This window comes from Edaphobacter paludis (genome assembly GCF_039993895.1).
Lineage (GTDB): Bacteria > Acidobacteriota > Terriglobia > Terriglobales > Acidobacteriaceae > Edaphobacter > Edaphobacter paludis.
The window spans coordinates 3,349,813-3,365,299 of sequence record NZ_CP121194.1; the positions used below are offsets into that span (position 1 = coordinate 3,349,813).

6 protein-coding genes are annotated in these 15,487 nt (G+C 57.1%); 3 read left to right on the forward strand and 3 right to left on the reverse strand.

Translation table 11 applies throughout. The annotated features are described in order from the left end of the window. Positions 1-294 precede the first annotated feature (294 nt). Positions 295-2,094, forward strand: coding sequence for a S53 family serine peptidase (locus P4G45_RS14005; protein ID WP_348267097.1), 1,800 nt, complete (start codon positions 295-297; stop codon positions 2,092-2,094). Between the two features lie 65 nt (positions 2,095-2,159). Here the strand turns inward: P4G45_RS14005 and P4G45_RS14010 are convergent, their stop codons facing one another. From P4G45_RS14010 to P4G45_RS14020, 3 genes are all read right to left on the reverse strand, one after another. Next, the gene (locus P4G45_RS14010; protein WP_348267098.1) at positions 2,160-4,790 is read right to left on the reverse strand and encodes a TIM-barrel domain-containing protein; all 2,631 of its coding nucleotides are present in this window, start codon (positions 4,788-4,790) and stop codon (positions 2,160-2,162) included. A gap of 59 nt (positions 4,791-4,849) precedes the next feature. Beyond that, a complete protein-coding gene (locus tag P4G45_RS14015; protein WP_348267099.1) occupies positions 4,850-6,757 on the reverse strand; it encodes an alpha-amylase family glycosyl hydrolase in 1,908 nt (635 codons plus the stop codon). 106 nt (positions 6,758-6,863) lie between these two features. Beyond that, entirely contained in the window at positions 6,864-10,286 is a 3,423-nt protein-coding gene (locus tag P4G45_RS14020; RefSeq protein WP_348267100.1) for a TonB-dependent receptor, read from the reverse strand. A gap of 349 nt (positions 10,287-10,635) precedes the next feature. On the opposite strand from P4G45_RS14020, the gene P4G45_RS14025 reads away from it, so the two are divergent. Together P4G45_RS14025 and P4G45_RS14030 are read left to right on the forward strand one after the other, a co-directional pair. Then, positions 10,636-12,852 (forward strand): winged helix-turn-helix domain-containing protein, encoded by a 2,217-nt coding sequence (locus P4G45_RS14025; RefSeq protein ID WP_348267101.1) that lies wholly within the window; start codon positions 10,636-10,638, stop codon positions 12,850-12,852. Between the two features lie 269 nt (positions 12,853-13,121). Next, positions 13,122-15,320, forward strand: a complete 2,199-nt coding sequence (locus P4G45_RS14030) for a winged helix-turn-helix domain-containing protein (RefSeq protein WP_348267102.1) — start codon at positions 13,122-13,124, stop codon at positions 15,318-15,320. Positions 15,321-15,487: the final 167 nt, after the last annotated feature.

The window sequence follows — 15,487 nt, forward strand, 5'->3', positions numbered from 1 at the left end:
CTACAGAAAAGTTCGAACACATCGATCTGAGCCGTTTAGCTTTTTCAGTGGATTCCTGCGAAAGTACAGTAAATAAACCTTATTCGCGACTTCGAAGACTTGCTGGTCGTCCAGTGCGCTCTCGGTGCGGGTGAGACCTCCGCAGAAGTCGTTGAATCAAAACGTGTCGGCGCATAAAAAACTCCTATGCTTGCTCTTTTTGGCGGCGAAGAGTAAATAATTGCTCTCAGTTTTCGCAAGCAATCTTGTACTCGGGCCAAATCAAAAACTTGCTGCTTCTTCATGGGAGACTTTATGCAACCGAGGAAACTACGGACGATTTTTGTCGCGGGACTACTTGTCTGCGGCACCCTCTTTACTGCCGCCGCGGGCTTTGCCGCCGAGAGAGCCACCCTTCAGGAGCGCGTTGCCGCGCAGCAGCAGGTGGAGTTCAATATTTATCTTCCACTCGAACATCGGGCGCAGTTGGAGACACTGCTCGCCGCGCTCCATAATTCGAGTTCAGCGCAATACCATAAGTGGCTTACTCCGAATGAATTCAACAGCAGGTTCGGCGCGAACGAGCACTCGGTCGCCACAATCGTGAATGAATTGAATGCCTATGGATTGAGGTCCGACCGGGTTTCCGCTCAACAGATCCAGGTCACCGGCGACGCACGCGCCGTCGAGCAGCTTTTTTTGACAGAGCTGCATGCAGCCACTTTCCCCAATGGCCAGAAGACGATTGCAGCGTCCCAGGCCATCTCGCTACCGGGATCGATGGCGGCCAGCGGCGCAGTCGTCACAGGCCTGTCAGCCTTCATTCGCGTGCACAAGCACTCGCACCGCGCTGCCACGGCCATTCCGGAAAACCGCTACAGCAACGTAGGGCCTTACTGGTTTGACGATCTCAAGCAGGCCTACCTGTATCCGAGCTATCAGGGCTACAACGGAAAGGGCGTGACCATCGGCATCCTGATGACTGGCGGCTACAACCCAGCAGACATGAACAAGTATTTTGCCCACGAACAACTCCCCACCCCGAAGATCACCGAGGTCGACATCGCCGGCGGCGCGCCCTTCGACCCGAACAACTCCTTCGAGACCCATCTGGATCTACAGCAGAGCGGAGGCATGGCGCCGAACGCCCATCTTGTGCTCTACAACATTCCCGACCTGACCGACAACCATATCCTTGCCGGACTGACGAAGATCCTCGATCAAAACCGAGCCGATGTGGTAAGCATGTCCTTCGGCGGCCCCGAGCTCGGCTACGAGCCTCAATATAACGGGGGGCAGGACGAAACGGCGCTCCTTGGCGTCTACGACGATATGTTCGCCCGTGGAACAGCGCAGGGAATCACCTTCATCGCTTCGTCCGGAGACGCGGGCGCGCTGTCGGTCCCGCCCGCGGCCTGTTTCGCTCCCAATGCAACCAGCGCCTGCGGCAGCGTTCTCGCTTCCGTGGAGTCACCCGCGTCAAGTCCGCACGTCACCGGCGTAGGCGGAACGAACCTCGTGACGACGATGAGTTCAACCTCGCTGGACTCGAAGTATGTCAGCGAGGCGGCCTTCGATGATCCGCTGGAAGGCGATATCTTCTATGGAACTCCAGCCACAGGCTCTGTGTGGGCCTCCGGCGGCGGCAACAGTATCTATTACAAGAAGCCGGCCTTTCAGTTCATGGTGAACACCGGATCGAACTACAGGACCGTCCCGGATGTCTCGCTGCACATGGGCGGTTGTCCTATAGGCGCGGTCCTGCCTTGCGGTCCCGACCGCAGCGCAGATATCGTCGCGATCGGCGGCAAGTACTACGGCGTCATTGGGACCAGCGCTTCCGCGCCTGACTTCGCCGGTTTGACGGCGCTCAAGATCCAGCGGATGGGATCGAGGCTGGGAAATGAGAACTACGACATCTACGCGCTGGCGAATTTGCAGCAGGCTGGATCCCTGAAGGTCTTTCATGACGACATTCCGGGTTACAACGGTCTGTATACCAGCCAAAAGGGATATAACCGCGTGCTCGGAAATGGGACGGTCATTGGCATCAACTTCCTCCTGGCGCCCGCCACTCCGGCTGCAGGAACCCCTCAGACTCCCAGCAATCCATAAAACCTGATTTTGCAAAAATAAGCCGATATAGCTCTATGGGCTATATCGGCTTTTGTAATGAGTTCTTACTGTTCGGAGACTATGTCTGTCGGTTGTTCTGTGGTATTTCCAGCATGCGAAACCTGCTGCGCAGGCTTAGCTTGTGTGCTTTGGGAACTATGATTTCCTGCATCGATAGTGATGTCTTGCGCTTCCCCGCTGTCTGGCAGGGTGGCATCGACGCAATGTCGTGAGGCATCGAAGGAAGTGCTTTGTAGTGTTTCGGGTTTGCCGTTCACTCGGATGGATTGGGGCTCACTGTCTATTCCGTAAATTTCCACGCGCAAGTTCTTCCACCACGCTGGATAGCTTCCCCGACGTTTACCGATATGGAGCTGTACGCCTTGTCTGGTTACCTCGCAATGAAAGTCCACACGTAGAAAGTCGCCGCGACTATAGGCATAGCTGATGCCGTCATCCAGGTAGAGGGAGCCTTTACAGTTGTTCCCTGGATAGACTCGTAGCGTGAGCGGTCCTTGTGGCGTCTCCATGGTGCTCTGCGTTAGAGGCTGCATGGGAAGAATCGAGCCTTCGCGCACATACACCGGAAGCACACTCAGCGTTGGGTGGACAACGACCGGCTTGCTTCGGGAGGTGCGGTGCTCGATCTTCTCGCCCGTCCAATAGTCGTACCAGGTGATAGGCGGCAGCCGAACCTGGTATGAATCCAGCTCATCGGGATAAGGCTGCGGCGCGACTAGCAGGTCGGGACCGAAGAGAAACTCGCTCCCCGCATCGAGGTCGATAGGGTGCTTGTCCTTCGTGGCATCGGGGAATTCGAGAAAAAGCGGGCGCACGATCGGCAGTCCGGTACGCGACATCTCTTCAGCCGTCGTATAGAGATAGGGCATCAACCGGTAGCGCTCCTCGATGTAGGCTCGGCGGATGTTTTCCTGTTCGGGACCATTGACCCAGGGTTCCTGATCTGCTGTGGTCCTGGAGGTATGGTCGCGGTCGATAGGCTGAAACGCGGCCAGCTCAAACCATTTGGTCAGTAGGTCGGGCTGTGGTGTCCCGGCAAAGCCCCCTACATCTGCACCGCTCATGGCGAAGCCGCTAAGGCCGAGGTTCAGCAGCATCGGTGTAGTCAGACGCAGATGATTCCATGTGCTGCTGTTGTCTCCGGTCCAGGTGGTCGCATAGCGCTGACCTCCCGCGTAGCTGGCGCGGGTGAGTACGAAGGGTCGCTGATCGGGAGCGAGCGTCCGCAGGCCGTCGTAGGTCGCGCGCGAATTCTCCATACCGTAGACGTTGTGGATCTCCAGATGATTCGCCGTACGGGGCGTAAAGCCCGGCTCGTCGATACGATGCTGCACGTTATCCGGCATGGTCTTGTTGGATACACCGAAGATAGCCGGTTCGTTCATGTCGTTCCAGAAGCCCGCAATGCCATCAGCCACGAACTGCCGGTAGAGCGAGCCCCACCAGGCGCGCGTGCTGGCGCGAGTGAAGTCCGGGAACACAGAAGTGCCTGGCCAGACCTGCCCTGTATAGATCGATCCATCTGGATTTTTGACGAAGTGGTCACCTGCGATGCCCGTGTCGTAGGGTGCATACCCGGCGTGGGGCAGGTCAGCGATGTGCAGATCAGTGATAGCAACGACGCGGAAGTCCTCCTTCTTCAGATCGGCGATCATCTGCGAGAAGTGTGGGAACTTTTCCGTGTCAACGGTAAAGGGCCGGTACTTCTGCTGATATTCAATGTCGAGATAGATGACATCAGCAGGAATTTTGTCGGTTCGCAGGCGGTTGGCGATCTCGCGCACTCTGGATTCGGGGTAATAGCTGGAGCGCGACTGCTGGTATCCCAGCGACCACAGAGGCGGTAATGGGGTGTATCCCGTAAGCCAGGCGTAGGAGCTCAGTACGTGCTTTGGATCCGGACCATAGAGGACATAGTAGTCAAGCGGACCGCCCTCCGAACCGAAGGAATAGGCCGTGTGGCTCTCCTTGCCAAAATCGAAGCTGCTGCGCCAGGTGTTATCCAAAAAGACTCCTGCGGCGCGTCCCCGACGGAACGTGAGAAAGAACGGAATGCTCTTATAGATGGGGTCGGTGGATTCCTGAAAGCCGTATTGATTGGTGTTCCACATCGTAAAAGCCTGGTTGCGGCGATCGAGCGGGCCAACCTTGTCACCCAGTCCGAAGTAATGCTCATCCTCTGGCATCGCCTTATAGACGCGGAATGCGCCCCCGTGAAACTCGACGGGGCGTCCTGGCTCATCTTCCTGGACAACATTTCCCTCGAGATCGGTAATCCGCAGGCGCATGGATGCCAGTTCGACCTGCACGCGCAATACCTGCGTGCGGAAGCCGACGCGCGTGCTGTCTCGCTCCGGCGTTACCGACACCGACTGGGTACGCGCGTCTTTTAGCGCAGCCCACGAAGCATCTTCGGGCAGCTTGCCTCGCAGCCCAACGCGGACCCGAATGACATCGTCGCGGAGTGCGGTAATCTGCATGATGGCGCGGCCACTGGTGAGCTCGATGCCGTTTGGCAAAGGCCGGCTCTGGGTCACGGAGTCGAGAATCACCAACTCATTGCGAGGTGTTTCGCCTGCGGAAGTGGATGAAGTGGAAGCAGGGCTGCTCGCGTGGGCAACCCCGGAGCACAACAGTACAGCCACGGCACAAAGTGCATGTAAATGTGTCTTCAAACCTTGATTTCCTCTCTTACCCGCTGCGGAAGAGAGACCTCTCCCGCAGTTCCGTTTTTTCACTGCACCTGGTAGATGGCTACTGTCTGGGGCGCTACGGTGAGGTGCACGGAGGTGCTGTCTGCGACAGCTTTAGAATTTGTCCGGAGCGCTGGCTCAAAGTGCGTACAGCCTTCGAGCGCGCTGTCCTTCAACGGGAGCGTGAGTTCGCGGGGCTGATCCGCGCGATTTGCAACAACCAGCACGCGATCTTCTTTATGGTTTGCAGTGCAGCCCGTCTGTATGTCGACAGCTCGCACGAAAGCGAAAGCCGATTGATCGGCAAAGATATCCTTCTGCTCGCCGGTTTTGAGAGACGTGTGCGCGGCGCGGTAATGAAGCAGAGCAGCCACAGTGGTGTACATATCCTGCTCCTCCGGCGTACGCCCCTGCGCCGTGAAGGCGTTCTTTGTATCGCCGGGGAAACCGCCGGGAAAGTCGTGCCGGTTGTCGGGATCTTTTCCGCCACGCATCGCAATCTCGTCGCCGGAGTAAATCTGCGGCATGCCCCGCATCGTGGTGAGCAGTCCAAAGCCCATCTTCAACTTCGCCGGCGTCGCGCCGGGCTCGGACATGAAGCGGCCAGTGTCGTGATTGCCGAGAAATGGGACGAGCCGCTCCGGATGCGGATAGAGGCGATCCTGACGCAGCACCTCGTCAAGAGCAGTCATAGGAGCATCTTTGACTAAAGTGTTACGCAGCGCAGAGAACATAGGGAAATCAAAGGGCGTGTCGAGTCCGCTATCGACGCCTTGGTGTGCCACGCCGCCGGCAAAGAATGATGTAATGGCCGGATCGTGGTTGAAGATTTCCCCCACCGTGGTGAGGTGCGGATAGAGTTCGTGCAACGTGGCATGGAAATCGTGCCAGAAGGTGCGCTGGACATAGGGAAAAGTATCGAGACGAAGTCCGTCGAGACCGGCAGACTCTACCCACCAGACTGCATTCTGGATTAAGTACTTCTCCACTAACGGATTGTCCTGATTCAGGTCGGGCTTCACATTGGAAAACCAGCCATCGACGACATCGAGCGACCCTTGTCCTCCCGCATCTGGAGAGACCAGTGACGCGAAGTTGCTTTTTGCCCTGCGATGGTCCATCGGCGTGCCGTGAAACCAGTCGGGCGTGGGCGGGTCCACTGCCCAGGGATGAGCGGGGCCGACGTGATTTGGAACAAGGTCGAGCACGAATTTCATGCCTCGGCTATGGAGGTCCGCAGCAAGGCGCTCATAGTCCGCCAGCGTGCCGAAGTGTGGATCGACCGCGTACATGTCTGTCGCGTCATAGCCGTGATACGCATGCGGCTCGCCGCTGCTCTCATAGGCAGGTGTGATCCACACGGTAGTGATGCCGAGTTGCTGCAGGTAATCGAGGTGCTGCTCGATGCCGCGAAGGTCACCTCCGTGCCAGGCGGTAGGCTTCGTGCGGTCCACCACTCCAAAACCGGGCGGAAAATTGTCGTTGGAGAGGTCTCCATCGGCGAAGCGGTCTGTCAGAATGAGATACATCGCGTCGGCGGAAGAAAATCCGCGATATCCTGCGGGTTTGCGCTGATTCAGTGAATACGGAACAGTCATGGATCCCGAACGGGCGCTCACATGGATATGGATATCCTGTGATGTTGCGCCATCGGTCTTCAACCAGACAAAGGCATAGTGGCCATTAGCGGAAACCTTGGACTTGTCGACCGAGACACCGTTGCCGGAAATCGTAAATTTCGCTTTGCGGAGGTGATCGCCGTGGAGCAGCAGCATGGGAGAAGGCAGCGCCGCCCACCAGTTTGGCGGATCGACTTTGTCGACGCACGGGCCCGCGACCGTGGCGCAGTTGTTCAACGGTGTCCGGCCGGATTGCGCAGAAGAATTTGCAGCGCCGGAAAAAATCAACAAACCGCCAAGCAGACACACCACCAGCCTGTTACAAAACATTGCAAACTCCTCTAAGAAAAAATACGTGACTATGCTGGCACTGAGGGCGCCACAAAAAATGCGCCACGGCGACTGCTTGCCGCCGTGGCGCCCAGGTATGGCAGGTTTAGAACATCACTTCGAAAGCGAGCTGGAGCTGGCGTTCCGAATGAATACGTGTTCCGTTGATCTGACCGAAGCTTCCGCTGTCTACACCCGTAATGGAAGTGGAGCACACAGCAGTAGCAGTACCACCACAACTGTCGAGGTTGCCGTTGGGATTGGTGAAGGCCGGCGTGTTGGTGAGGTTGTAAGCCTCGGCCCGGAAGGTCCCTGCCACCCGTTCGGTGATGGGAAACTTCTTGAACAACGACATGTCGACGTTGCGGTAGCCAGGGCCGGTCATCGCGTTGCGGCCCAGGGTTCCCGGCCGGATGTAGGTGCTGGTCTGTCCGTTAGGGTTGATAACCTGCGGGCGAACGAAGCTGGAAGTGTCGAACCACTCGTAGATGCTCTTCTTGTACCGCACAGGCTGGACCAGATCGGCACGGTTGTTAAGGCCGGCACTGACAAGCGACGTTTTGCCACTCGGCGAGGTGTAGAAATAATCACCGGTTGAGACGTCGAAATGGGTGCCCGAATTGATGGAGGCAATCGTGTTCAACTGCCATCCGCCAATGATTTCGTCCAGTGCCCACGGAATCTGGGAGCCAAACCGCTTGCCTCTACCGAAGGGAAGTTCTGCCAGCGCGCTGAATACGAAGACGTTGCGCTGGTCCTGGTCCGAGTTGCCATAGTTGTCCTTGAAGTCCGGACCTGTGGGCAGGATGAAGAGGCGGTTGCCGGGAGAGTTGGTGCCAGTGGTGAACGCACCGTTCGAGTTGTCCATGGTATGCGACCACGTGTAGGCAGCCGTGTACTGCAGACCATGCGCCATGCGGCTGTTCAGGAAGACCTGCAGACCGTTGTACCGGCCGATGCCGTTAGCTTCGCCGCGTGTGATGGAATTCAACGCCGGATAAAGCTTTGAGTTCGGCGCAGCGCCCAGGATCTGCGAGTTCAGGTTATACCAGGACAGAAGATGCTCTGACGCGGTGCCCACGTAAGAGATGTTCAGCGACGTGCTGGGCATCAACTGCTGCTGCCACTGAAGATTCCATTGCTGAACCATCGGTGTGGGCAGATTAGTATCGACTGAGATCAGACTCGAGTTCACAGGATTCGCACGATTAACCGTCTGGCCGAAGACCGGCAGCGGAAGGCTTCCCGTTGCATGCTGATTATTGTTGTCGTTTGCCGGCGCCTGCCCGGAGAACGTAATGCGGTAGCCGCCGTTCGTCGGAACATCAGAATAGCTGGTCGATCCTGCAAAGTCAGGATTGGAGCTAAGCTGTTTACCGACGCCGCCGCGGTCGAGGAAGTAATAGATACCGTAGCCGCCGCGGAGCACTGTCTTGCCCTCGCCGGTGAGGTCGTAGGCAAAACCAACACGGGGAGCGAAGTTCTTGAAGTTGGTGTGAACGATGCTCCGGGAGATGCCGTTAGCGCCCGCAACTTGCAGGGTCTGCGTGGCGAGATCGAAGTCCGACTGGTTGTTGTTCACTTCGTACGGGAAGGTGAACAGGTCATAGCGCAGGCCGAGATTCAGCGTCAGACGTGGCGTGACTTTCCAGTCGTCCTGGGCGAAATAGCCGGTCTCCCAATTCTGCGTGATGAAGTAGCGATCTGCCACTCCGATGCTATAGCTGCCAGCGAACCCGGCGACCATGTCAGACATGGAAAATCCAGTAAATTGCTTTCCGCTGAAGTCGAACAGTCCTTTGTTGTTGGAGCCGTGGAAGAAGGAGACCTGCCGCTTCTCAATGCTGGTGCCGATCTTCAGGGAGTGCTTGCCGTGAATCCAGGAGAGATTGTCGACAAACTGGTTGCTTGACTGTGGAACGGTGTACTGTCCGCCATCGCCGGTGTAGGCAAGAGTGCCGCCGTTGATCGCTGCGCCGCCACCCAGGTTAGAGTTGCGATTGGCGTTCACGATGCCGAGATTTGCAGATACCGGTATGTTTCCGAACGGCGGCAGATACCCATAGAAGTCATAGATGTGCCCGTACCGAAACTCATTGACGAGGTTGGCGGTGAAGATATGCGTGTAACCCACTGCCTCGCCGCGGGGGTGCTGCGGATTCATGCCCGAACCCGATCCGGCTGGCAGGTTGGGGAAGAGGCTCCCCTTAATCAGTACATCCTGACCATAGCTGTAACGGACGAAAAGAGTATCTCTGTGGGTTGCGATCAAATCCAGACGCACATCAAAATCATCCAGACGCTGAACCTGAGTCGGATTGGTGAAATAGTTGTTCTGGAGCGTGTTGTTGCCCTGGTCCGGACCGTAATTCGGGAGCGGGAAGGCGTTCAGGTAGTTGATTGCCGCCTGATTTTGACGCGATTGCGGAATAATGTTGCCGTTGAATGGCAGACAGGTGGTGGGGTCATAGATTGTCCCCTTTGGGCCGGCGGCGGTATTGCACTTGGTCACCACCGAATAAGGAACACTGGTTGTGATGGTGCTCGCGGAGCTCAGAAGTTCTGAGAAGTTGCCCTGCCGCTCCAGCGCGGTGGGAACGGTTTGGAAGGAGCTGCCGTTGGGCTGCTTCAGGCGCAGGCCCTGGTAATCGCCGAACATGAACAGCTTGTCGCGCCACAGCGGGCCGCCGAGCGTTCCGCCGAACTGGACGCGATGGAACGAGGCAGCCGGCTTGGTGGGTGCGAAGTAGTTAGGGCTGGCGTCGAAGATCTGATCGCGGTCAAAGACAAAGGCGGACCCATGAATCTGGTTCGTTCCAGATTTGATAGAGCTTTGCACGATCGCTCCGCCAGCGCGGCCGAACTCGGCCGGAGCCACCGACGTGGTGACGCGGAACTGCTGGGTAGCTTCAACGGGCGGGAAAAAGATGATGGTGTTTACCAGCGCATCGTTGTTGTCCAGGCCGTCGAGCTCGAAGTTATTGGACTGCGCACGCAGACCATTCACCGACAGCGCGGCGCCACCGGTCTCACTATTGCGCCAGGTCTCGGCGTTGCCGTTGAGGCCGGAAGCATCGGCACCGTAGGGTCCACGGGTAACGCCGGGCACGAGCAGCGCGAGCTGGGTGAAGTTACGCCCATTCAAAGGAAGCTCCGTCACCTGTCGGCCCTCGATGACCGCGCCGGTCGAAGAGGTCGTGGTGTTTACCAGCGGAGCGGCGTCGGTGACCGTCACGGTCGAGTTGACGGAACCCGGATTCAGATGGAAGTTCAGGGCCTGAACCTGTGAAACATCCAGCGCGAGGTTCTGTACCTGGCTCTCGAACCCATCGGCATGGACCTCAGCCTTATAACGGCCACGAACCAGAGCGCTGAAGTTAAACCTGCCGGATGCGTCACTGGTGGTTGCCGAGGAAGCCCCAGTCTCCAGGTTAGTGACGGTGACCTGCGCACCCGAGATGATAGCATTCGTCGAATCGGCGACCGTGCCCTGTATTTGCGCTGTATCGGTTTGAGCGTTGAGGCTCACAGCGAAGAACGCCGGCAGTAGGACCAAAAGCGCGACAGAAACGAACCATCGGCTAATAGAAGGCCGGACGTTTTGTTTTCTTAACATATATATGTTGCCTCCGAAAGCTATTTACCATCGCACGTTTCTAAGAAATCGTTTTGGGTCGTTGCGATGCTGCCTAGAACTAGACCTGCTGTGGGATACATTAGGCAATAGACTGCACCTCTCTTCCTCCGCAAATATTTCTTACTTGATAAGTTATTTGTATTCAATAAGATAAGATGGCAAATTAACTCCACTAACCCTGCATAGGAGCTTAACCCCACCTTCAAAACAGGTACTATTAGATGTCCCGATCAAGTCATTCATGGAAATTGCGAAAGAGCATCAGGAAAAAGGAGCAGCAAAGTTTAGGTTTGGGGTCTTTGAGGCAGACCCGCAATCTGGAGAGCTGCGTAAATCCGGCATGCGGATTCGCATTCAGGCTCAGCCCTTCCGCGTTCTGATTTTTCTACTGGAGCGCGCCGGCCAAATTGTCTCCCGCGAAGAGATCCAGCAGCAATTTTGGGCAGCCAACACCATGGTCGACATGGAGCGTAGCCTGGCCACCGCGATCCATAAGATACGGGAATGCCTCGGGGACACAGTCGGGAATCCTCGATTCATAGAGACGTTGGCCCGTAGCGGCTACAGATTTATTGCTCCAGTCCATCTCATCGTTCCGGCCATTCCGGACAGACCCGCGACAGTCGAACTTAATCCATCGCCGCCTTCTCATACCGAGCTGCAGCCATTACCAGCGCCCGCAAAGCCAGCAGGTATCTCTTATCCCATTGGATCGGTGCGCTTCTGGTCCGGAATTGCGCTCCTCGGAGCTTTAGCGGTAATTGGTGCATATCTAGCCGAACATCGAGCCGAAGCGCGCCTGGCCATTCCGCCCCATGTTGCCCAGGTGACGTTTTCAAATCGCGTTTCGCCGGGCGATCTGTTCTTCGAGAGCTTCCCAGGCACGGCAACCGATGGATCGCGGATTTATTTCACGCAGATTGAGAACGGGCGCCCTGTTCTGGCTGAGGTTCTTATCGCCAATGGCCAAACGGGCATCCTGCCGCTCCCCGAAGAACTGGCCACGCCGTCCGTGGATGGCATCTCCCCAGACGGGTTCCAGCTATTGTTACGCAATCATCTGGCAACATCACCGGAGCAAGCGTTGTGGATCGCCTCGACGATCGGGGGGGCAGCACGTCGGATCCCCGGCATCCTCGCCCACGCCGCGACGTGGATGCCCGATGGACAACACATCCTGTATGCGACTGGCAACGACCTTTATATCGCGCGCGATAACGGGACGGAAAGCCGCAAGCTGATCACCCTTCCCGGCCGCGCCTTCTGGATGCGCTGGTCCCCGGACGGGAGCAAGCTGCGGCTCACACTGGTCAACGATGAGACGCACATTTCTGCGCTCTGGGAGCTCTCTGCCGACGGCTCGGATGCGCACATGCTGCTCGGAAACTGGAACAGGATGCCTGCGGAGTGTTGCGGAAGCTGGACGTCTGACGGCAAATACTACGTGTTCCAGTCCACGGAGCAGGGAGAAAGCAATATCTGGGCAATCCCCGGGCAGCGTAGTCTCTTCGAGGATTCCGCGAAACCTGTTCCGATTACCAATGGCCCGCTCGATTACCAGGCGCCAATCACGGCGCGTGACGGCCACCGGATTTTCTTTATCGGACTGGACCCAAAGTCGGAGCTGCTGCAATTTGAGGCGCGATCCCACAGTTTTGTACCGTATTCCAGCAGCCTTCGCAATGTGCGCCGCGTCGAATTCTCACGTGACGGCAAGTGGATTGCCTGGATTCGACAGAGTGACAGTTCGCTGTGGCGCAGCCGCAGCGATGGATCGGCCGTCCTACAGTTGACTGCACGCCCTATGCAGGTGTTCAGAGTGCAATGGTCCCCTGACGACCGACAGCTCGTTCTAATGGCTCGCTCTACCGGGCAACCGTGGAAGATGTACATGGCGGACGCTGAAAACGGTCATCTGCAACCCGTATTGAACGAAGATCATAGCGAGGCTGATCCTAATTGGTCTCCCGACGGAAAATCCCTGGTCTTCGGGCGTTCGCCCGAGAGGATGGCCGAACCTTCCCAGCCCAAGGCAATCTATATGGTCGATCTGGCAACAAAGCAGGTTACAAAGTTGCCTGGATCCGACGGCCTGTTCAGCCCACGTTGGTCGGCGAATGGCAGGTACATTGCGGCGCTTTCCATCGATCAGACGAGGTTGATGCTATACGATGTGGCAGCAAAAACATGGCGACAGCTCGCCCAGCAGAATATCGACGATCCCACCTGGTCGCACGACGATAACACACTTTTCTTTCATGACTTTGCGAAAGCAGGCCAGCCCATCTACAAGGTTACTCTGACCACAGGAAAGGTAGAACAAGTGACCGATATGGGCGACCTGCACCTCGCGAATGTTGTCGATTACCGATTTGCCGGGCTGGCCCCGGGAGACATTCCTTTGGTCAACGCGATCATATCGGCGGCCGATCTCTACTCGGCAGATTTGCCGCACTAATGTGGGCACACCCGAACTAGCGGTCTATGGCGAGGCACCTTCGGTTTGCTGAGTAGAGGCTCGATAAAATTTACCGGTGGCAAGGATTGTTGAAGGATGGTCAGTCTGCCGAATGTATAGTTTGTGGCGGAACTTCTTTTGATAAAGATCGTTGCACTTGACCCGAAGTGGTGGCAGGCACCTGAAACTGGCATCTTTCAACTCGCGCCAGGCAGGCAGAAGGTCCCCTAATCGTAATACGTAATAAGAAGGATGAGGATTGCATGGAGGTGGGCCACAAACCATATAGCGGCGCCTCGCAGGTACGCTTCGGATGTTTCGAGATGGATCTGCAAAGCGGAGAGCTGCGCAAGTCGGGGGTTCGTGTCAGGCTTCAGGCCCAGCCATTTCGAGTGCTGGCCGTCCTGGTGGAGCATGCCGGAGAGGTTGTCACACGCGAGGAGTTGCAGCGGTGCCTGTGGGGCAACGTGACGACGGTCGACTTCGATCATGGCATGCACATCGCGATAAACAAGATCCGCGAGGTGCTGGAAGATTCAGCCGACTATCCCCAATTCATTGAGACGCTGTCTAGGCGCGGCTACCGCTTCATCGCTGCTGTCTCAGTCGTCGACGAAGTGGTCTCGGAGCGGGTAGTAAGCAGTATTGCGGAGCTACCCAATGATCTGCAACCGCATAACAGGGTGACACAGTTGCTGCCTTGGCTGTTGGCGGCCGTCAGCTCCGCTGCGCTGCTGAGCACCCTCCTGATTTTGTTTCTCCGGACGGAAGTCACCCACATCACGCCGCTCCGTATCCACGAGGTGACCTACTCCGGCCGAGTCTATCCTGGCCAACCACTGCAGGAGAGCCTGGCGCAGACGGCCACTGACGGCTCCCGCATCTACTTTCCTCAGATTGAGAACGGCAGGCCTGTGCTGTCGCAGACATCCATTGGGGACGGCGAGACCAGTACGCTGTCCATTGCCTCTACAATTCCTGCACCGATACTGGAAGACATCTCACCGGATGGCTCCAGGATATTAGTGCGCAACCAACTCGACCGCGAGACCGAAGGGCCGCTGTGGATTGTGTCAACTATTGGGGGTGCCGCGCAGCAGTTCTCCAACATCCTGGCGCACGACGCAACGTGGATGCCGGATGGACAGAAGATCCTCTACGCAACGGGTATGGATCTGATGGTCGCGAACGAAGACGGCACCGACCGACGGAGACTGGCGTCCTTACCGGGGCGCGCCTTCTGGCTACGCTGGTCGCCGAATGGCAAAGTGCTCCGCTTCACCCTGTTGAACACATTGGATCACATCACATCGCTCTGGGAGATGTCGGCCGACGGGAAGACGATCCGTCCATTGCTGTCAGGTTGGAGTCATCCCGAATCAGAGTGCTGCGGTAGCTGGACTGCTGACGGGCGATACTTCGTCTTCCAGTCGGCGCACAACGGGCTTAACAATATATGGGCGCTGGATGAGGGCCGCCTGCTCGGCGGGCTGCTCCCAAAGAAGCCCTTTCAACTAACGAACGGTCCCCTCAGTTACCAGTCACCCATTACGGCACGCACCGGGCATCAGATTTTCTTTCTCGGTCTGAACACACGATCGGAGTTGCTTCAATACGAGCCGGCACTAAAGCTCTTTCTGCCGAACAACAACATCCTCACCTCGGCGCAGTTTGTGCGGTTCTCACGGGATGGGCAGTGGGTGGCGTGGATCAGCCTTCGTGGCAGCACGCTGTGGCGCAGTCGGACAGACGGCACAAGGCGGTTACAGCTAACGACAGCACCGATGGAAGTCTACATGATGCAGTGGTCGGCGGACGGACGAAGCCTGGTCGTGATGGGACGAGAACCAGGCAAGCTGTGGCGACTCTATCAGGTGAACGCGGAGGATGCGGATCTGCACCCGCTGCTCAAGGAGGAGAGGAACGAGGCAGATCCCAACTGGTCCCCGGACGGCACCCAGATTGTGTTTGGCAGGCCGCCGGATGTAATGGCAGAACGGTCACAACCCAAGGCGATCTACCTTCTGGACCTGAAAACCCACACTTTTGCCCCGCTACCTGGATCGGAGGGGCTGTTCAGCCCCCGCTGGTCACCGGATGGCCGATACATTGCAGCTATACCACTTGGACAGCGCAGACTGATGCTCTTTGACTGGACCACCAAAACATGGAAGACACTGGTGTCGCAGCCCGCGGCCGACCCCATATGGTCCCACGACGGACGCTGGATTTACTTCCACAATTTTGTGGAAGAGTCGCAAGCCATCTACCGTGTGTCCGTCCCTGATGGCCACGTCGAGCGCGTGGCTGGTCTAGGCAATTTGCAATCGATTGACATAGCGGATTTCCGATTTGTCGGTCTGACTCCGGGCGATCAGCCGTTGATCCGGGCGCGCATGTCTACGGCCAATATCTATTCTGCCGACCTTAACGATACGATTGGAGCTCCCGTCCATATGGACCACTGAAGACGCACCGGAGTGGATGGGAACGGGGAAAGGTTCTTGTAGTTGTTTATTTTCTAGTGTTAGCAAACAAGAAGTGATTCGAACACAAATGTTCATTTCCAAGTTGTGCCGTGACCCATACGAAATCGTGCGGAGATGCTATTAGAACTCCTCCGAGGGATCAGCAA